This window comes from Nodosilinea sp. LEGE 07088 (assembly GCF_015207395.1).
Classification (GTDB): Bacteria; Cyanobacteriota; Cyanobacteriia; order Phormidesmidales; family Phormidesmidaceae; genus Nodosilinea.
Map to the genome: position 1 here is coordinate 1 of NZ_JADEWX010000118.1, position 19588 is coordinate 19588.

Sequence of the window (19588 nt, forward strand, 5' to 3'; positions counted from 1 at the left end):
CAGGCGATTTTTCGAGTTCTCAGAGGATGAATCGTAGGGCCGACCCTCGCTGCTCCACGGACTATGACGATCACGTGCCTAGGGGATACGGTCTAGCACTACTTCTCTCTCAACATACAAGGGGAGCTAGGGAGCCAAGCGATCCAGAACGGTGGATATATTTCAGCAGCAACCATGCACCGCTTGAATCGTTCAAATTGGACTGCCGTGCTAGGCCCAGGTTTTTTAAGCCCTTTGATGATGACTGCTGCGAGATTTCAGGTTGCCGTGCTGGCCCTTTGCCAGGCCCTGGCCATGACTACCAACACCGTCTTAATCACCACGGCGGCGCTGATTGGCTACGCCCTGGCGACCGATAAAGCCCTGGCCACGCTACCCCTGGCGGTACGCCAGATCGCGACCATGGCGACGACGATTCCGGCGTCGCTGCTGATGCAGCGCCTTGGGCGGCGCAACGGGTTTTTAGTGGGAACGCTGATCGGCATCGGCGGCGGCGGCATTGCCATCTACAGCCTGGCGATCGCCCACTTTTGGCTATTTACCCTGGCCATGGGGTGCTTGGGGGTAGCCAACAGTTTCGTTAGCTACTACCGCTTTGCCGCCGCCGATGTGGCCGATGACGCCTGGCGCTCCCAGGCCATTTCCTGGGTGATTGCCGGGGGCGTGATCGCCGCCGTGCTCGGCCCCTGGCTGGCCACCGGGTCCCAGGACTGGTTCAACAGCGAGATTTCGGATGGGTTTTTGGTGGTCTACTATCCCCATTTGCTGGTGGCCCCGGCCTATCAGGGCCAGGGCATTGGCCACCAGATCATGACCCGGTTGAAGCAGCGCTATGCCGACATGCAGATGCAGATGCTGGTGGCGGATGGAGAGGCGATCGCATTCTATGAAAAGTGTGGGTTTACCCGAGCGGGCCAAACCCAGCCCATGTGGATTTACGACGGCGACGAGCATTGAGCTTGGGCAACCTGTTCCAGTTCACAATCCTGACTGCCGTGACTTGGCTAGGATGATGTCTGGTTGCCCTGGCCCCTTGGCATCGGGCCATACGCCAACGATTTGAAAGCCAAGCTTTTGCCAAAATCCGCGCCGATGCCACCCCGGTTGACCCCAAACCTTATAAGTGAGAATGCACAGCCATGGGAAACGTCATCGTGATTACCGGCGGCGGGCGCGGCATTGGAGCGGCCACCGCGCGGCTGGCTGCTGAGCGAGACTATGCCGTTTGCGTTAACTATCGGCATCACCAAATGGCGGCCCAGGCGGTTGTCGATGCGATTACCCAGGTCGGGGCGCGCGCGATCGCCGTGGCGGCAGATGTGGCCGTTGAGCAAGACGTTATCCATTTGTTTGAAACCGTCGATCAACGGCTGGGTACCGTGACCGCCCTGGTGAATAACGCGGGCATTTTAGAGCAGCAGATGCGGGTGGAGCATATGGATGCGGCCCGGCTGCATCGCGTCCTGGCGACCAACGTGGTAGGCAGTTTTCTCTGTGCCCGAGAAGCGGTGAAGCGGATGTCGACGAAGCACGGTGGCAACGGCGGTGCGATCGTCAATGTGTCATCGGTGGCGGCGCGGCTGGGTTCCCCCGGTGAGTATGTTGACTATGCGGCCTCTAAGGGTGCGATCGATACCCTGACCCTGGGTCTGGCCAAGGAAGTAGCCGAAGCAGGGATTCGGGTGAATGCCGTGCGGCCCGGGTTTATTGATACCGAGATTCATGCCAGCGGTGGCGAGCCCCATCGGCTTGAGCGGATCAAAGCCGCTGTGCCCATGCAGCGGGGTGGTCAAGCGATTGAGGTGGCCAGGGCGGTGCTATGGCTATTATCGACCGAGGCTTCCTATACAACCGGGACGTTGATCGATGTTGCTGGGGGTAAATAACCTGTAATCCCAAATCCTGCCTGAATACCCCCAGTTTGTAGGGGCATAGCATGCTATACCCCTTGTATCTTCAGAGGTAGAGCAATAAGCCAGATACTCTTAAAGAGCTAACCTAGCGCCTCGATCAACTGCTCTCTAGCGCTCTCCAGCGCCTCCGGCAGCTTGCTGGCATCACGCCCGCCCGCCTGGGCCAGGTGGGGTCGCCCACCGCCACCACCACCGCAGATTTTGGCGATGCCGCCGATGAACTTACCCGCCTGGAGCTTTTGCTCGATTACCTCGGGGCTAAAGGCTGCTACCAGGCTGACCTTCTCGGGTTCGGGGACCGAGCCCAACACCACCGCCCCGGCCCCCAGTTTTTGCAGCAGACGCTCGGCGGCGGTCTTGAGGGCTTCGGCGCTGACGCCTTCTAGCTCAGCCACGATCACCTTGAGCGCACCCACCGCTTCGGCCCCGGCTAAAAGCTGATCCGACTTGAGCACCGCCAGCTCAGACTTGAGGGCATCCAGCTCTTTTTGGGCGGTCTTGAGATCGGTTTGCAGGGTAGTGACGCGCTCGGTTAACTCCTCCGGCTTGGCCTTGAAGCGATCGCTCAGATCGCGCACCACGGCATCGCGCACGTTCAGGTATTCCAGCACGGCGGGGCCAGCTACCGCCTCAATGCGGCGTACCCCGGCGGCTACCCCGGCCTCAGAAATGATCTTGAACAGGCCAATCTCGGCGGTGTTGCTGACGTGGGTGCCGCCACACAGCTCCATCGACACGCCGGGGAAGTCGATCACTCGCACCTCAGCGCCATACTTTTCGCCAAACATGGCGACCGCCCCCTTAGCCCTGGCCTGATCGAGGGGCATCACGTCCACATCCGCCTGGTGACCTTCGGCGATCCAGGCATTGACCTGTTCTTCGACCTGCTGCACTTCTTCGGCGGTGAGGGGGCGGGGGCAGTTGAAGTCAAACCGCAGGCGATCGAAGTCTACCAGCGAGCCCGCCTGGGAGATATCGGGATCGACCAGCTTTTTTAGCGCCGCCTGGAGCAGGTGGGTGGCGGTGTGGTTGGCCTGGGCCCGGCGACGACAGGTGCGATCGATCTGGGCCGTGACCTGATCGCCGACCGCCAGCGTTCCCCGCTCGACCCGACCAAAGTGGACGAAGAAATCACCGTCTTTTTTGACATCGTGAACCCGAATGACGACATCGTCGCCCGACAAATAGCCGCGATCGCCCACTTGACCGCCCGACTCAGCGTAGAAGGGCGTCTGGTTGAGCACTACCTGCACCTCCTGCCCAGGGGCGATCGCCGCCACCGACTCACCGCCGACCAGCAGCGCTTCCACCTGGCTGGTGCTGCTGGTGTCTTGGTAGCCCAAAAACGCCGTCGAGTGAATGCGCTCGGCCAGACTGTCGAGACTGCCCTGCACCGTCAGGTCAATGGTTTCGTGAGCGTCTTTGGAGCGCTGGCGCTGGGCCTCCATCGCCGTTTCAAACCCGGCTACATCCACCGTCAGCCCCTGCTCCTCGGCGATTTCCTGGGTCAACTCCAGGGGAAACCCGTAGGTGTCGTAGAGCACAAAGGCATCGGCCCCCGCAATTTGCCTTGTCTGAGACTGGCTCTCGCGCTGAAGAATGTCGGTCAGCAGCTTTTCGCCCCGTTCCAGGGTCTCCAAAAAGCGAGCCTCTTCGCGATCGAGCTCGGCTTGGATGGTAGCCTGGCGCTGGCGCGTATTGGGGAAGGGCTCTGCCGCCAACTGAATCGCCGTCTCCGCCACCTTACTGGTGAAGGCCCCCTCAATGCCGATCAGCCGCCCGTGGCGCACCACCCGACGAATCAAGCGCCGCAGAATGTAGCCCCGGCCCACATTGGCGGCGGTAATGCCGTCGGCAATCATATGAACCACGGCCCGCACGTGATCGCCAATCACCTTCAGCGAGACCTTAGTTTTTTCATCGCACTGGCTATAGTTCAACCCGGCCAAGTCTGCCGCCGTTTGAATGATCGGCAAAATCAGGTCGGTTTCGTAGTTGTTGGGCACCTGCTGCAAAATCTGGGCCATGCGCTCCAGGCCCAGGCCGGTGTCGATGTTCTGCTTTTGCAGCGGGGTGAGGCTGCCCTCAGCATCCCGGTTGTACTGCATAAACACCAGGTTGTAGAACTCGATAAAGCGCGAGTCATCCTCCAGGTCGATGTGGTCGTCGCCCAGCTCGGGGTGAAAGTCGTAGTAGATCTCAGAGCAGGGGCCGCAGGGGCCGGTGGGGCCAGAGGTCCAGAAGTTGTCGGCCTCATCCATGCGCTGAATGCGGTGGGCGGGGATGCCGATCTGGTCGCGCCAGATGGCAAAGGCATCGTCGTCTTCGCGAAACACGCTCACCACCAGGCGATCGGGCGGTAGCTTAAACACCTCGGTAGAGAGTTCCCAGGCCCAGGCGATCGCCTGCTCTTTGAAATAGTCGCCAAAGCTAAAGTTGCCCAGCATCTCAAAGAAGGTGTGGTGCCGCGCCGTGCGACCCACGTTCTCGATGTCGTTGGTGCGAATGCATTTCTGGGAGGTGGTGGCCCGATCCACATCCGCCGGACGCTGCCCCAAAAAGATCGGCTTGAAGGGTAACATGCCCGCAATGGTGAGCAGCACCGTGGGGTCTTCCGGCACCAGCGAGGCGCTGGGTTTAATGGCATGGCCCCGCGCCGCGTAAAACTCCAGAAATGTCTGGCGAATTTGCGCGCCGGTCATCGTGGTGGCGGTGGAGATGGGGGACTGTGCCATGGGACGGAGGGAAGGGTGGATGGGTAGGGGAGTGGATGGGTAGGGGGGGGAGTCAGCCGCAGGGTGCATCGCTTTGCGGAGGCACCCGCTAGCGGATCTCTGCCAGATTAAGCCGTTAGCAGCAGGGGAATCAATCGGAGCTGAACTTCTATTTTGACCGATGATTGCAGATTGCGAAGTCTACTGCACCATTTTTTTGTCGCAGCGATTACAGCCTGCCCCACGGGAGACTTGCCGCTAAACCCTTTGCCCACTTTAAGTAACTTGACACAGTCAGAGCATTTGGGCTTGCCACCCCTAGTTTGATAGAATCAAGAGCTTGCGACCAAAACACCACCGCTCGTCCACTTCAAGGAGAACCCCATGGCCCGCATGTATTACGACAGTGACGCCAATTTAGATTTGCTCAACGGCAAAACCGTGGCCATTATCGGCTATGGCTCCCAGGGCCATGCCCACGCCCTCAACCTCAAAGACAGCGGCGTCAACGTGATTGTGGGTCTCTACGAAGGCAGTCGCTCCACCGCTAAGGCCGAGGCCGAGGGGCTGACGGTGAAGCCCGTGGCCGATGCCGTCAAGCTGGCCGACTGGGTGATGATTTTGCTGCCCGATGAGGTGCAGCGCACGATTTATAAAGAAGCGATCGCCCCCAATCTGACAGCGGGCAACGTGCTGCTGTTTGCCCACGGCTTTAACATCAACTTCGGTCAGATCGTGCCTCCTAGCGATGTGGATGTGGTGATGGTGGCCCCCAAGGGCCCCGGTCACTTGGTGCGCCGCACCTACCAGGAGGGCCAGGGGGTGCCCTGTCTGTTTGCCGTCTATCAAGATGCCACGGGTCAGGCCCGCGATCGCGCCATGGCCTACGCCAAGGGCATCGGCGGCACCCGCGCCGGCATTCTCGAAACCACCTTTAGAGAAGAGACCGAGACCGACCTGTTCGGTGAGCAGGTGGTGCTCTGCGGCGGCCTCAGCGAGCTGATCAAGTCGGGCTTTGAAACCCTGGTCAACGCGGGCTACCAGCCGGAGCTGGCCTACTTTGAGTGCCTCCACGAAGTCAAGCTGATTGTGGATCTGGTGGTCGAGGGCGGTCTGGCCAAAATGCGCGACAGCATCTCCAACACCGCCGAGTACGGCGACTACACCCGTGGCCCCCGCATCATCACCGACGAAACCCGGGCCGAAATGCGCCGGGTGCTGAAGGAAATTCAGACCGGGCAATTTGCCCGCGAATTTGTGCTCGAAAGCCAGTCGGGCAATGCCGGGTTCACCGCCATGCGCCGCCGCGAAGCCGAGCACCCGATCGAAGAAGTGGGTAAGGATCTGCGGGCGATGTTTAGCTGGCTGAAGAAGGCCTAGGTAATGGTAGGGGCACAGCACTGCTGTGCCCCTACGCCGGTTTAGGCCTCTACCGTTACCTTGTTCCGATAAAACGCCACGTAACCCTTAATGTTGCTGGCGGCAGGCTTGGGCTCAGCATAGTACCAGGCGGCCCCGGCATTGGTTTCGCCGTCGACCACGATGTCGTAGTAGCTGGCGGTGCCTTTCCAGGGGCAGCCGGTGGTTTTGCTAATGGGCTTGAAGTAGTCCATATTCAGCGAGTCGGGGGGGAAGTATTGGTTGCCTTCCACGACTTCGCAGGCGTCGCTCTCAGCGAGTACAACGCCGTTCCAGGTGACTTTGGCCATGGGATACTCTCCAGATTGTCCTTTCAGACTATAGCGTTTCAGCCTCTGGGTTTCTCCAGGAGGGGCGATGAGTGGGGCGGCTAGAGCATTGGTTCAGTACGGTCGATGCGCGAATCTGGCAGCAGCGAGACATAGAACTCAGCCGCTGCCTCGGCATCACCGTTGAACCACAAACAAGGGACGATTTTTTGCATAGAATTTTCTCCATTCCAGCGGGGTAACGGTGAAGTTGTGCGGCGGCAGATCACCTTGAACTCGACACCAGCAGCTTTCGTCCGTCATCTGCCACGCAGTGTTAGCTGGCTTTCTCCACAGACTATCTCGGCTTATCCTTCACCAATACTAAGGCTCTTGAGCAAGGACTAAGATACGCTGATATAGCTGGGGGCTAATGCGAAAGCCAGCCTGGTTGATCAAGGCATCCATGATGGGTTGAACTTGAGGGATGAGGCTCCTTTGTTTAGCCACGAGCAAAATACCCAGAATACCAATGATAGAAAGCCCAAGCCGAATAGCTTCTTGTCGTCCCAATCTTTCATCAATGAGTAGGTCGTCGGCTTGTAGCTCAAGTGCTAGTGCAATAGCATGGGCCTCTCCAGCATCCAGTCCCTGGTCTTGTTGTAGTTGGTCAGCAAGTTGAGAGTTGGTGAGGGATTGGGTTTGAATCCAGGTCAGTTGGAGAACGGCTGAGATAGTGGGATTGCTGGCTGCTGCCAGTTCGTTGGCAACCACGTCAGGAATGATCACCGTTTGGTAAATGGCTTCTAGCAACCAAAGGTGATGAACAAGGGCAAGATTTGAAAGGGCAGAAGTATCGCTGACAACGATCATAGCCAACCCCGATCGCGCAGGTGCTGAACATCCTGCTCAAGGTCTTCCACATCGTAGTGAACACAGATACCGCGATCTGCCAGCAGTTTTTGAAAGTCCGTAATGTAAATTCCGGCAATTTTGCTGGCTCTACCAAGACTGACATAGTTTTGCTGAAAGAGCGCGATCGCCATTTCTCGGCGCAGGTCTGCTTCTGTAAGGGCTAGGTTATCAGGCAGGTCGATGGTAATTTGCATGGTTTTGAGCCCGTTGAGTTGAATGATTGTTATTTCGCATCTTCGCTGACACCTTCGAGAAATGCGACCGCACCTTTTGCCCAGACATTGTTTTCGGCAAAGTGTTCGCCAACTTTGATGCCTGCTTTCTTACTGCCGTTCCAAAGTCGTTTAAGGTTGAGAAAATTTTGCCAGCGCTCTTGATCTTGAGCTTCGATGAGTTTTGCTTCAACTTCGATAATTTGTGGAACGGTGGTTGGGTCTGCCAAGTTGGGATATTTCTGCTGGAGTTGCTGAATAAATTGCTGGTAGTCGGTGAGTAGAATCTCAAAAATTTGCTCGGAAGAACTGGTGTGCTGAGTAAATTCTATGGTGCTGCCTTCAGCCGCATAGTTCACGCCAATAGTAGCGTGTTGCTGGTTGAAGATCGGGGCTTGATCGGTCATGATGGTTAATCTCTCCAGAGTTTGTATGGTAATAGCGTTGCTATCGCTATTTGGGCAGGTTTGGCGCTCAGCTTCATGCGCGGCTAGATGGGTCTGAAAGATTTCGTAGTTGTAGAACTTGCAGTTACCTTGAATCTCAAGGATAACGAGATCGGAATGTGGCCCCGCCGTCGTGGGAGTTAAGCGAACAAGGTGAGGCAGGTGGGATGCCGAGGCTTCTGGGTGCTTCTTGGCGAGGTTGCTTAACGCTTCAGTCGCACTCCTGCGCACAGAGTAATCTGAATCTTCGAGCGCGTTGAGCAGTCCTGGAATTGCAGCCTCAGAACCCAGTTTCCCCAACGCCCCAGCCGCACTCCTGCGCACAGAGTAATCTGAATCTTCGAGCGCTTCGAGCAGTCCTGGAATTGCAGCCTCAGAACCCAGCGTTCCCAACGCCCCAGCCGCACTCCTACGCACTTCGGCGTGTGGACATTCGAGCGCTTTGAGCAGCCCAGGAATCGCGGACTCGAACCCCAGTTTCCCCAACGCCTCAGCCGCACTACTTCCACGCGCAGAGCCATTTGAATCTTCGAGCGCCTTGAGGAGTCCTGGAATTGCAGCTTCAGACCCCAGTTTACCTAATGCCCCAGCCGCATTCCCACGCACAGAGACGTTTGAATCTTTGAGGGCATCGATTAGACTCGGAATCGCAGCCTTGCAACCTAGTTTCCCCAACGCCTCAGCCACACTCCTACGCACAGAATCGTTTGAATCTTTAAACGCGTTGAGCAGTCCTGGAATTGCAGCCTCAGAACCCAGTTTCCCCAACGCCCCAATCGCACTCCTACGCACAGAATCGTTTGAATCTTCGAGCGCCTTGAGGAGTCCTGGAATTGCAGCCTCAGAACCCAGTTTCCCCAACGCCCCAATCGCACTCCTACGCACAGAATCGTTTGAATCTTCGAGCGCCTTGAGGAGTCCTGGAATTGCAGCCTCAGAACCCAGTTTCTCTAACGCCCCAACCACGCTCCTACGCACAGAGTCGTTTGAATCTTTGATCACGTTGAGCAATCCTGGAATTGCAGCCTCGAAACCCAGTTTCCCCAACGCCTCAGCCGCACTCCTACGCACCTCGGCGTGTGGACATTCGAGCGCGTTGAGCAGCCCTGGCACCGCAGCCTCGGAACCTAGGTTTCCCAATGCCTCAGCCGCTCTCCAGAAAACATAGGAGTGTGGATGTTCAATCGCTTTGAACATCCATGTTATTGCGGCATCGGAACCCAGTCTCCCTAACACCTGAGCCGCACTCCTACGCACCTCATAATCTTCTAAATGTTCGATCGCGTTGAGGAGTCCTGGAACTGCGGCATCGAAACCCAGTTCCCCTAAGGCCACAGCCGCAATCCCGCGATCATAGCGGTTTGGAGATTCGAGCGTGTTGAGCAGCCCCAGAATTGCCGCATCGGAACCCAGGTTCTCTAATGCCCCAGCCGCACTCAAGCACATATCATAGTCTGAACCTTTGATCGCGTTGAGGAGTCCTGGAACTGCGGCATCGAAACCCAGTTCCCCTAATACCTGAGCTGCACTTCTAGCAACATTGAGATTTGAATCTTCAAGCGCTTTGAGCAAACCTGGAATCGCCTTCTCGGAACCCAGCTTTCCTAAAGCCTTAGCTGCGTTCTCATGCACATTGAAGTCTGAATCTTCGAGCGCTTTGAGTAAACCTGGAATTGCCTCCTCAGAATTCAGTTTCCCTAACGCCCCAGTCGCACTCCTACGCACATTGAAGTCTGAATCTTCAATCGCTTCGAGCAAACCCGTAATACTAAATGCCGATTGTGTCTCTTCCAGAAGTTGAACCTTCAACCAAGTTGGCACTTTCAAAGCTTCAACAAACTGGATGGTTTGCTGCTGGAATGCTGGACTCACCTCGCCTGCCAACCGTGCTCCCAACCTCAAATCCACCTGTAACGCATATTGCACCACCCGTATGGCCTGCGCTTCACTATCCACCAGCGCCAACATCAACGCCAGAGGTTCTGTCCACTTCAGGTAGTTGAGGTAATCTTGCTTCAGTTGGTCATCGGTCATGTTTGGCAACAGTCGAAGCAAGTATTCCGCCGCGTAATATTCCTGAAGCAATTGGTGGCGAAATTCAATTTGATCAGCGCTGCGATTTTGCAGCAAGTGGTACTTAAGCAAGTCATCCAAAATGTCTCGAACTGGGAATGTCTCGGTTGGGAAAATTCTATTGAGTTCTCTTTCGGCTTCATCTCGGTGAATTGCCACTCGAAAATCAACGGGTGTTTTTCCCTGCATCATGATGGCTGCGATCGCCATCAACGCTTTTTTCCACAGGCGGCGATCGCTCAGGGGTCTTACATCGCCTTTCAGCAGGGCAACTTCGTGTTTACGAACACTGCTTGTTTCATACATCTGGGTAAAGGCTTGAAAAACACCACCCAGATTTGAGGGCAATTGGTGATTAGGAGCCTGTTGAAACACTTCGCACAGCATCCACAGCAGCAGCGGTGTTTGCCCAAACTCTCTCAACCGATCCTTGAGTTGCCGCAGCATCGCCTCTGCCTGCTCTGGAATATACGCCCGGACGAATGCTTGCATCTGCGGTTCTGTCAGCGGCAACATCTCCAGCTTGCGCTCAATCCCCAAATCTCCCCCCAGGCTCAAATCCCGCGTGGTGAAGATCATCGGTAGGTTGGGGTGGTTATGGCGAAAGGCGCTCAGTTCAGTTTGCGCCTCATACGAAGGCAACTCATTCACCCCATCAAACAGAAGCAAAGCATTGGTCAGCAACCGTTCCAGAGGCACAGCTTTGAGCGCCAGGTCGTGCCGAGTAATGGCATTGTGAATCAGGTCAGAGAGAGAACCCTGCCAATACCGCAGTTCCACCAGGATCGGGACATGAGGCGAAGGCGAAAAGTTGGAGGGTTTAAAAGCCTCCGATTTCTGGGCTATCGCCTCTTCCAACAGTAACTTTGCCAAGGCAGTAGACTTGCCCGAACCCGGTCGCCCAACCAACAGCACAGGCTCCGGCTTCTGCGCCAGGGCGTACTTCCGCAAGCCATCTAATACCGAAAATCGTTCGACCCTTTCTTTCGCTGGCTTCTCTTGCTGCGGTTGTTCGCGCTCCTCCTTTAGCACTGTCTGCACCATCAACCCAAAGTCAAACCCAAAATCAAACGTCGGGGGTGCTGATTCCTCCACCTGCCGTTGCTTGCCTTCCGCATGGGTCAGCGTGTAATATTGCTGCCACTTTACGTAGGTGGTGACGATGGAATTCAAGTAGGGCTGAAAATCAATTTCAGGTTGCGTAATCAGGTTTAACCAGCGGCGCGCGGCTTTGCCGTTACCGCAAGGGTCGCCCCCATGAAACTGCTGCTGAAGCTCCCGCAGCTCAGGAAACTGCTCCAGAATCACACGGGTTGGAATCGCCCCACCGCCCAAATCAAACCCAGCAGCACGGGTTTCCTTGACCATGCCGCAAACCTTCTCTGACTTGAGGTTAAGCAATGCCGCACCACTAATCCCTTTCTCAATTTGTGCGCCTTGCAGTTTGAGTAGGGGTGGCGTGTCTCCCGTCAACCCTTCATTAACTGGGCGCACGGGAGCCGCATTGGTATAGGACTCTAAATAGCCATAGCTATACAGGGTTTGACCGATCGCAACTGGCTCCTCATCCAGCAGGACACAAGGATGATCAAACGACGGCTCAGAGAGTTCAACGAGAGCCAAGTCGAGCGTTTTACCATCGTCTGCTTTCGCCTTTACAATCGCCGACAGAGGTTGCTGCCACGCTGGATAGGAAACAGTGACCTGCGAATCAGCCGCTTTTCGTACCACATGGGCACAGGTCAAAATCAACCCCGGTGCCACAAAAAATCCCGTCCCCCAACCACCGGGGACAGTGATCTTGACCGTACACTGTTGCAGCAGATCCTCTAGCGGGGGCAAGGCTTACTCCTTTGTCGGTGCTTCCCATTCCAGGGTAATCTCTAAATTTCCTTTGCCAGAACCTTTTACAATCACTGCCGTCAATTGCCCAGATTCAAGCGCCAGTTCCATGCCAAATTTCACCGTCGCCTTCTTGGGTTTCACCTTCTGGATCGGAGCGGCAATCATCTGCACTACCCCCTCAATTGCATCGGCAACGGGCTGAAACTGCTTCACATCAAACCCCACATCTTCCCGCCCCGTACTGGACACCTCAACCTTTACGACAGCCCCATTGGGAAGCTGCACTGGAACGGTATCACTACGAGATTCTGCAAAGGTCATTTGTGATGTATTCCCTGGACTGAATGAATAGCTTAGACGGACACCGTATTGATCCTAGCCCATCGCTGATGACCTTCAAGGACGAGTGCAAGGACTCGATGCGGAGCCAGCTAACGACCCGCTTCACCCGCCGCTAGTAGCCTCTCGGACTCAACCATCTATCTCTATACGGTCGGTGTGCAAGCGGATTGTTAGCCTGTTATTGATGGATGTTAAGTTAACCATTAACAGGCAACTTCCACCTCGGATAAAGCCGATTGAACGTTTCACGTTGCTGCTTGAGGTCAACTTGCGGTAAGCACTGCTCTACAAGGTCGAACGTTTCGTCCGCGAGTTGTCGCAACTCACGGGTTCCGCTTGCAGCATCAGATTGAAAAACTCGCTCCAACCGCGCAAAAAAATCAGACGGTTTGATGTTCATTTCTTCCACAAAGTAACGGGTCCACTTGAAACCGGGATGATAAATGCGGTTTAGCCCGAACAGCATGTTGAGAAGCCATCGCACAATGGCACAGTTATTTTCGTACAGCATCGGGATCTCACAGCGGTCGGTCAAGATGTGTTGACCATCAAATGGTCGGAATTTCAGATGCTTTTGAACCATTGCAACAGCAAGTTCTTCAGGATAAGGAGAAAGTTGATTTTGCCACTGTTTGATGATGTCTTTGCCGTGAAGAACCACTGCGCGTTGAAGATGAGACGCGATCGCTTGCTTCTCAAACAAAAGCCCGTTTTGCGATACATCATACTGTTCAACAACATCAATCACGACGTTATCTATCGTCTCTCTCGCCCAGTGACCTGCTTCGACTTTCATACCGTTCATATAGAACTGCTCCAGCCACGCCTGTTTCGCTTCCCCATACGGCTCAATTTCCCATCCGTTGACACCAACATTTTGTGCTGTGGCTCGCAATTCTTCGACGGACGGCAGGTATGACCAGATAAAGGCTAGTTCAAGGTCTGAATACTGGTCTGAAATCCCTAATGCTGCCGAGCCAAATACGAAACATGCTTCGACCTTAGGGTTAGCAGTGAAAGCAGGATCGATTTTGTGAGCCAACGAAATTCGCCATACGCTGTGTTCAGTCATGTTGAGCATTCTAGTTCTTCTGCCGAAACAACATAGCGCACAGCAGGCTAACGTTCGTGTTGAGCGGTTACCAGAAAAGTTTGCAATGCACCAAGGGCTTGAGTAAATCCGCTCCAACACGGTTGTTAGGCGTTGCGGTCATTGCCAGAGTTGAGTTCCAAGGTCATCAGGTGCTCGTCGTAAAACTGTCCATCTCTCGAAAAGGTCTCCGGTTCAGTGCCGTAAATGCGGAACCCGAACGACTGATAAAGGCGGATTGCCGCCTTTTGTTGGGTCACGACAGTTAGATTGACCCTCCTGATGCCTGGAGCGTTCGCTGCCCGACTCAACACCTCGCGGACAAGCGCCTGTCCACAACCGTGGCGACGAAATGGAGGCAGGACATAGAGACCCGCAAGATAAGCACGATGCTTCTCGTTGGGTGCTGAATAGCGAGAAAGCCGGATGATGCCGATGAGTTGCTCGCCTTGAAATGCTCCAAAGAAGCAACGCTCATCGCTTTCCGCAAGTCTCGCGGCAGTCTCGGAGAGGTTTGGCTCGACTTCGGGGAGCGAACCGAAAGCAGGCGGTTGTTCGTGAAGCGCACGCAGACGAACGGAGCGGTATGCCTCGGCATCGGCGGGAGTGAGTACGCGCACACTAACTGGACTGATGTATTGCAGAGACTCCATGATTTGGTTTTCGTTCATGAGAGGAGCATAGCAACGCCTAACTCTTATTTAGAGGGAAACATTCCACCTAACTCCCCTATATGGGTATATAGGTGGAAATACATCGGCCTATATTCCCTATATGGGTGTATAGGTGGAAATTCGTCAGCCCAATACCCCGATATAAGTGATTAGGTAGACGTATTCAGTATAATCTCCCTCTCAAATGCTGAGAATTATCGGGGTAGCGTTTGGGGCGATCGCCCTTGAGTGCAGTTTTAACAGCCACAGCCATTTGGGCCGTAAATTTCGGCAACTGACAGGGATGACGCCGAAAGCCTGTCGTATACAGTAAAAGTTTTCACGTTCTAACAAGGAGTTGATAGATCTTCGTGATGTACCTTGTAATGCAAGGATTTTCTAGGTAGCTCGATCGCCAAACATTTTGCAGGGCCATGCTCGATCAGACCCAGACGCCGATTATCTCCGCATTGCAAACCAGTAGCCGCCGTCCCCACGCGGCGTTCTATGCGCCGGGCCACAAGCGGGGGCAGGGGGCATCCAGTCGGCTCAAGGCGCTATTGGGAGAGAGGGCTCTGGCGGCGGACTTGCCGGAGCTACCCGAGTTAGATAATCTGTTTGCCCCAGAGGGCGTCATTCGGGAGGCGCAGGAGTTAGCAGCGGCAGCATTTGGGGCCGATCGCACCTACTTTCTCGCCAATGGCTCGACCTGCGGCATCGAGGCAGCCATGCTCGCCACCTGCGGCCCCGGCGACAAAATCATCGTGCCCCGCAATGCCCACCGCTCGGTGATCGCGGGGCTGGTGTTGGCGGGGGCGATGCCGATTTTTGTGACTCCCGATTACAGCCCAGAACTGGGGTTAGTGCTGGGGGTCAGGGCCGAGACGATCGCCGCCGCCCTGGCCGATTATCCCGACAGCCGTGCGGTGCTGCTGGTGTCGCCCACCTACCACGGCATTTGTTCAGATCTGGGGGCGATCGCCGCCCTCGTCCACGCCCACGGCATACCCCTGCTCGTGGATGAGGCCCACGGGCCGCACTTCGCCTTTCACCCCGACCTGCCCACCCCGGCCCTGGCCCTGGGGGCCGACCTGGTGGTGCAATCGACCCACAAGGTGCTGGGGGCGCTGAGTCAGGCGGCGATGTTGCACACCAGCGGCAGCCGAATTGACCCCGATCGCCTGCAAGCGGCCCTCCAGCTGACCCAATCCACCAGCCCTAACTCGCTGCTGCTGGCCTCGCTCGATGCCGCCCGCCAGCAGATGGCGATCGCGGGCAAGGCCTTGTTAACGGACACCCTGGCTTTAGCTCAGCACCTGCGATCGGCGCTGGCGACCATCCCCAATCTGCGGGTGATTGATCAACCGGCGGCGAAGGCTTGCCCCAGCGTTAGCGATTTGGATCTGACTCGGCTGACGGTCGATGTGTCGCACCTGGGGCTAACCGGATTGGCAGCGGATGAGATACTCCATGGAGAGTTGGGAGTCACCGCCGAACTGCCAGAGCTGCGGCACCTGACCTTTATCGTCAGCCTGGGCAATAGTCGAGAGGATATCCAGCGCTGCATTGCAGGCTTTGAGGTGCTGGCCGAGCAGGCCCCTCAGCAACGAGCTGTGCCGCAGGCTGTCGGCGATTTAGCGCAGTCCTTCCTGCCGGAGGAGACAGAATATTTGATACCGGCAGTATCACCCCGTGAGGCCTTCTTTGCGACCACCGAAACCGTTGCAGTCAGCACAGCTGTAGGGCGCATTAGTGCCGACACAATCTCAGCATATCCGCCCGGTATCCCAGCGGTGGTGGCGGGAGAGCCGATTACGGCGGGGGCGATCGCCCACCTCACCCAGGTCAAACAGCAGGGAGGATACATCACTGGCGGCAGGGATGACGCTCCGGCGAGCTTTAGGGTGTTGACCAGAGCGTCCGCTGAAAGCCAACTGGGCCATCCTGCCTGAGATAGACTTTAGACGCGGGTGAGACCATCCCCCAAGCCCCCTATGTATACTGAATACACCCCAGATTTACCCCGTTGCCCCGCTGCCATGGTTCTACAGAGTTCGGTGAGAGAACATCTGAGTCGTTTAGGCCATCAGCTGCGCCAGCGGTTGACCACCGCTCAGCACCTGGGTCGCCAATGGCTAGCCGACAAAACCCGTGATTCATCAGCGCCCAGCGTGGTGATTGAGTACATCGTCCCCAAGGGCAAAAGCTGGGCGTTTCGCGGTTGGCATTGGCGCATGGTGGGGTCGGCGCGAAGGTTTGACGGCTTTGTGCGGGCCGATCGCCACCGGCCCCTGGCCTTGCCAGACGACTGCCTCAAGTGGTACACGGTGCTGCACTTTGAGCAGCCCAATCAGCTGAAGCAGTGGCTGCAATCGAGCGATCGCGATCGACTGCTAGAGACGGGGCGAGACATCTTCAAATCCTACAAGTTTAAGTCCTTTGAAACTGGCCTAGAAGGCTGGTTTAGTGAGCAGTCGGGGGCAGAGCTGACGGGCCTTGGCCCCCCAGCCTGGAAGGAAATCCTGGCGGTGGTGCTGGGGCTGTACCCGATCATCATGGTGCAGGGCTTCATTCTGGAGCGCCTGGAGGTGTTTGAGGATTGGGACCCGGCCAGCGCCATGCTGGCCAACAATCTGATCACCACCTGCATCTTTACTCTGATTGTGATGCCGCGCATCGTGCGGTGGCTTAATTTTTGGCTGCGGCCTGCCCATCGCCGCACCCCGGGCTGGGTCGAGGTTGCGGGCACCATTGTGACGGTGCTGGCCATGGTGGCGATGGTCTATGTCTTTAGCGAGCTGGCCTAGAGCATCGGTACAGTATGGCTAAAAACCCGGTTTCTGTACCGGCGTTCTAGGCAGGCGGGCGACCCGATTCCAGGGGTTTCGGTGAGCAGCAGCGCGGGGATATGGGGTGACAGCAACACCTCTACCCCGGACGGCCGGGTTACTATAGCCTGAACTTCCTCTACCAAGCACCAACTGGTTCGAGCAGACGCAGTAGATCTCAAAACCACATATCCGAAACGCAACGGCCGTCGCGCGGTAAGTCATCGAAGCTATTGAGGTCATCGAAATGGTCAATCGGCAGATGGGCTATTAACTCTGGCTCAGTGAGACGTAGATTAACAGCAGTCCAGTGCCTCCCATCCTCACCAGCCCTCGTAGCCACATAGTGGGTAACGCAACCGCAATTTCTGCAGAAATGAAAATCGATTGCCCCACCGTCGCTCCTGCGATAACTGGCCGTTTCGCCAGCTATGTGGATGTCATGACCGATATAGCCATAAGCCCAGAGAACACCATAGCGGCGGCAAATAGTGCAGTTACACGCCGTGACAGATTTTGGGGCAGTGTTAAGTACCCAGGTGACACGCTCACAGTGGCAGGTACCCTGCATATTTAGAGAGTCCAATTAATCATTTCCTGCATTCTAACGGGGGCAACCGAAAGCATGTCAGCATCGCTAAATTCGGTTGTTATGGCGATAGCTTTGGTCGCCGACAATCTACGCAGCAGATAGCGAACCAGGCAGCTCTGCGTTCTCTTGGGAACGATCGCCCGCTACGGTTGCCAGAGAACTTTGGTTTTAGCCGCTTACCGGTAAGCTATCCCCAGGCCAGACGGGCCGCTTGCTGCTGAGTTCTGCTGTGCTGTGGTAGATCCCATCCTTGCTCCCTGGGCCACCCCAGTAGTCATGAGTCTGCTCACCGACGCGACCGACCTGGCCATTGAAATCTAATTCAAATGAACCCGCCGATTCGGATGGCCCACCCCTACCCTGGCTCGATCACGGCGACACGTTGAGGTCAGTGACGGCCCCTAGGCTGCTAGTAGAAACCAGGGTGGCATATTTCGCCAGAACGCCGGAGGTATAGCGAGGGTTAGGCTTTTGCCACTGGGCACGGCGACGCTGCAACTCTTCGTCAGCCACGTTGAGCTGCAACAAACGGGCGGTGGCATCAATGGTGATAGAGTCGCCTTCGTGGACTAGGGCGATCGCGCCGCCCACATAGGCTTCGGGGGCCACATGGCCCACCACCATGCCGTAGGTGCCGCCCGAAAACCGGCCATCGGTGATTAACCCCACGGCATCGCCGAGGCCAGCCCCAATGATGGCGGAGGTGGGAGCCAGCATTTCCCGCATGCCCGGGCCGCCTTTGGGGCCTTCGTAGCGAATGACGATCACGTCTCCGGCCACGATCTGGCCAGCTAAAATCGCGTCGAGGCAGGCTTCTTCCGAATCAAACACCCGGGCGGGGCCGGTAATTTGGGATTTTTTGATGCCGGTGATCTTAGCGACCGCGCCTTCGGTGGCCAGGTTGCCCTTCAAGATGGCCAGGTGTCCCGTCGCGTACATGGGGTGATCCCAGGGGCGAATGACATCCTGGTCGGCGCGGGGCTCGTCGGGAACGGACTGCAAGCGCTCGGCAATGGTATCGCCAGCAATGGTGAGGCAATCGCCGTGGATCAGGCCGTGGTTCAACAGCATTTTCATCACCTGGGGAATGCCGCCCGCTTGGTGCAAATCGGTGGCGACATAGCGACCAGAGGGTTTGAGATCGCACAGCACGGGCACCCGGGCCCGAATGGTTTCAAAATCATCCAGGGTCAGGTCAACTCCGGCGGCATGGGCGATCGCCAGAAAGTGTAAAACTGCATTGGTCGAGCCGCCGACGGCCATGATCACCGCGATCGCGTTTTCAATCGACTGGCGGGTGATGATGTCGCGGGGGCGAATATTGTTGCGAATCGCCTCCACCAGCACCTTTCCGGCCAGGGCGGTATTCTCGGCTTTTTCAGGATCTTCCGCCGCCATCGTCGAGGAATACATCAGGCTCATGCCCATGGCCTCAAAGGCCGACGACATGGTGTTGGCCGTATACATGCCCCCGCAGGACCCCGCCCCCGGGCAGGCATTGCGCTCCACCGACATCAGTCGCACTTCATCAATGCGACCGGCACTGTACTGCCCCACCGCCTCAAAGGAACTCACGACGGTCAGGTCTTCGCCCTCCAGATGACCGGGTTTGATGGTACCGCCGTAGACAAAAACGGCGGGAATATTCATCCGCGCCATGGCAATCATGGCTCCCGGCATATTTTTGTCGCAGCCGCCGATCGCCAAGACGCCATCCATACTCTGGGCGTTGCAGGCGGTTTCGATCGAGTCGGCAATCACATCGCGCGACACCAGAGAATACTTCATGCCTTCGGTGCCCATGGAAATGCCATCACTCACGGTAATGGTGCCAAAGAGCTGGGGCATGCCGCCCCCGAGCCGAATCCCGGCCTCTGCTTTCATCGCCAGGGGGGCGATACCCATATTGCAGGGCGTGATCGTGCTGTGGGCGCTGGCGACCCCTACGATCGGTTTCTGAAAGTCTCCATCGCCAAAGCCGACTGCTCGCAGCATGGCGCGATTGGGCGATCGCTGCACGCCTTCGGTAACGACTTTACTTCTCCAGTTCTCAGACATCTTGATTTTCCTAAATTCACGGTTCGTCGAGCAGTAGATGTCAGGTGCTCAGCTTGATGCCAATGACTACGATCAACAACTGCACTCTCAATTTTCGCAGAACATTCCCCCTTCTGGGCAGTCCTAAGTTCTTGATTGGATTTCTAGGCCGCCAAGTCAGGTGCACCAGCGCTGGGGCAGGAGTCTAGCTTAGCGGCGATGAATTTAGACAAAAGTAGAGTGGGCGGACTGTTGGGAAAA

The 19588-nt window shown here is 56.5% G+C and carries 15 protein-coding genes and 2 pseudogenes; 6 read left to right on the forward strand and 11 right to left on the reverse strand.

The genetic code is table 11. From position 1 onward, the window contains the following. Positions 1-237: 237 nt before the first annotated feature. Together IQ254_RS21160 and IQ254_RS21165 are read left to right on the forward strand one after the other, a co-directional pair. Positions 238-957, forward strand: a complete 720-nt coding sequence (locus IQ254_RS21160; RefSeq protein WP_193968143.1) for a GNAT family N-acetyltransferase — start codon at positions 238-240, stop codon at positions 955-957. A gap of 182 nt (positions 958-1139) precedes the next feature. Further along, entirely contained in the window at positions 1140-1886 is a 747-nt protein-coding gene (locus IQ254_RS21165; protein WP_193968144.1) for an SDR family oxidoreductase, read from the forward strand. A gap of 107 nt (positions 1887-1993) precedes the next feature. Here the strand turns inward: IQ254_RS21165 and alaS are convergent, their stop codons facing one another. Further along, positions 1994-4648, reverse strand: a complete 2655-nt coding sequence (alaS, locus tag IQ254_RS21170; RefSeq protein WP_228040957.1) for an alanine--tRNA ligase — start codon at positions 4646-4648, stop codon at positions 1994-1996. 363 nt (positions 4649-5011) lie between these two features. On the opposite strand from alaS, the gene ilvC reads away from it, so the two are divergent. Then, on the forward strand, positions 5012-6007 hold the full coding sequence (gene ilvC / locus IQ254_RS21175) for a ketol-acid reductoisomerase (protein WP_193968145.1): 996 nt from the start codon (positions 5012-5014) through the stop codon (positions 6005-6007). Between the two features lie 41 nt (positions 6008-6048). Here ilvC and IQ254_RS21180 read toward each other — a convergent pair whose 3' ends face one another. From IQ254_RS21180 to IQ254_RS21215, 8 genes and pseudogenes are all read right to left on the reverse strand, one after another. Beyond that, entirely contained in the window at positions 6049-6336 is a 288-nt protein-coding gene (locus tag IQ254_RS21180; RefSeq protein WP_193968146.1) for a DUF427 domain-containing protein, read from the reverse strand. A gap of 101 nt (positions 6337-6437) precedes the next feature. Then, positions 6438-6530 (reverse strand): annotated as a pseudogene (locus IQ254_RS21185) (VOC family protein); the annotation flags it as partial. Between the two features lie 148 nt (positions 6531-6678). Next, positions 6679-7167 carry a DUF3368 domain-containing protein gene (locus tag IQ254_RS21190; protein WP_193968147.1) on the reverse strand — a complete coding sequence of 163 codons (489 nt, stop codon included), beginning with the start codon at positions 7165-7167 and terminating at the stop codon, positions 6679-6681. After that, complete coding sequence (locus IQ254_RS21195) at positions 7164-7403, reverse strand: UPF0175 family protein (RefSeq protein ID WP_193968148.1); 240 nt, start codon at positions 7401-7403, stop codon at positions 7164-7166. Before IQ254_RS21195 ends, IQ254_RS21190 begins: the two co-directional genes overlap by 4 nt. A 29-nt stretch (positions 7404-7432) precedes the next feature. Further along, the gene (locus IQ254_RS21200; RefSeq protein WP_193968149.1) at positions 7433-11782 is read right to left on the reverse strand and encodes a HEAT repeat domain-containing protein; all 4350 of its coding nucleotides are present in this window, start codon (positions 11780-11782) and stop codon (positions 7433-7435) included. A 3-nt stretch (positions 11783-11785) separates the two neighbouring features. Continuing rightward, positions 11786-12106 carry a CU044_2847 family protein gene (locus IQ254_RS21205; protein WP_193968150.1) on the reverse strand — a complete coding sequence of 107 codons (321 nt, stop codon included), beginning with the start codon at positions 12104-12106 and terminating at the stop codon, positions 11786-11788. Between the two features lie 217 nt (positions 12107-12323). Beyond that, positions 12324-13208 carry a DUF4037 domain-containing protein gene (locus IQ254_RS21210; protein WP_228040959.1) on the reverse strand — a complete coding sequence of 295 codons (885 nt, stop codon included), beginning with the start codon at positions 13206-13208 and terminating at the stop codon, positions 12324-12326. Positions 13209-13324: 116 nt separating this feature from the next. After that, positions 13325-13888 (reverse strand): GNAT family N-acetyltransferase, encoded by a 564-nt coding sequence (locus IQ254_RS21215; protein ID WP_193968151.1) that lies wholly within the window; start codon positions 13886-13888, stop codon positions 13325-13327. A gap of 220 nt (positions 13889-14108) precedes the next feature. Between IQ254_RS21215 and IQ254_RS33780 the strand changes: the two are divergent. The 3 genes and pseudogenes from IQ254_RS33780 to IQ254_RS21230 form a co-directional block, all read left to right on the forward strand. Next, a pseudogene (locus IQ254_RS33780) lies at positions 14109-14204 on the forward strand (AraC family transcriptional regulator); the annotation flags it as partial. A 100-nt stretch (positions 14205-14304) separates the two neighbouring features. Next, complete coding sequence (locus IQ254_RS21225; protein WP_193968152.1) at positions 14305-15822, forward strand: aminotransferase class I/II-fold pyridoxal phosphate-dependent enzyme; 1518 nt, start codon at positions 14305-14307, stop codon at positions 15820-15822. A 42-nt stretch (positions 15823-15864) separates the two neighbouring features. Further along, positions 15865-16677 (forward strand): hypothetical protein, encoded by an 813-nt coding sequence (locus IQ254_RS21230; RefSeq protein ID WP_228040961.1) that lies wholly within the window; start codon positions 15865-15867, stop codon positions 16675-16677. Between the two features lie 199 nt (positions 16678-16876). Here IQ254_RS21230 and IQ254_RS33785 read toward each other — a convergent pair whose 3' ends face one another. Both IQ254_RS33785 and ilvD read right to left on the reverse strand, forming a co-directional pair. Further along, positions 16877-17269, reverse strand: coding sequence for a GFA family protein (locus IQ254_RS33785; protein ID WP_193968153.1), 393 nt, complete (start codon positions 17267-17269; stop codon positions 16877-16879). Positions 17270-17659: 390 nt separating this feature from the next. Further along, a complete protein-coding gene (ilvD, locus tag IQ254_RS21240) occupies positions 17660-19348 on the reverse strand; it encodes a dihydroxy-acid dehydratase (RefSeq protein WP_193968154.1) in 1689 nt (562 codons plus the stop codon). Positions 19349-19588 lie beyond the last annotated feature (240 nt).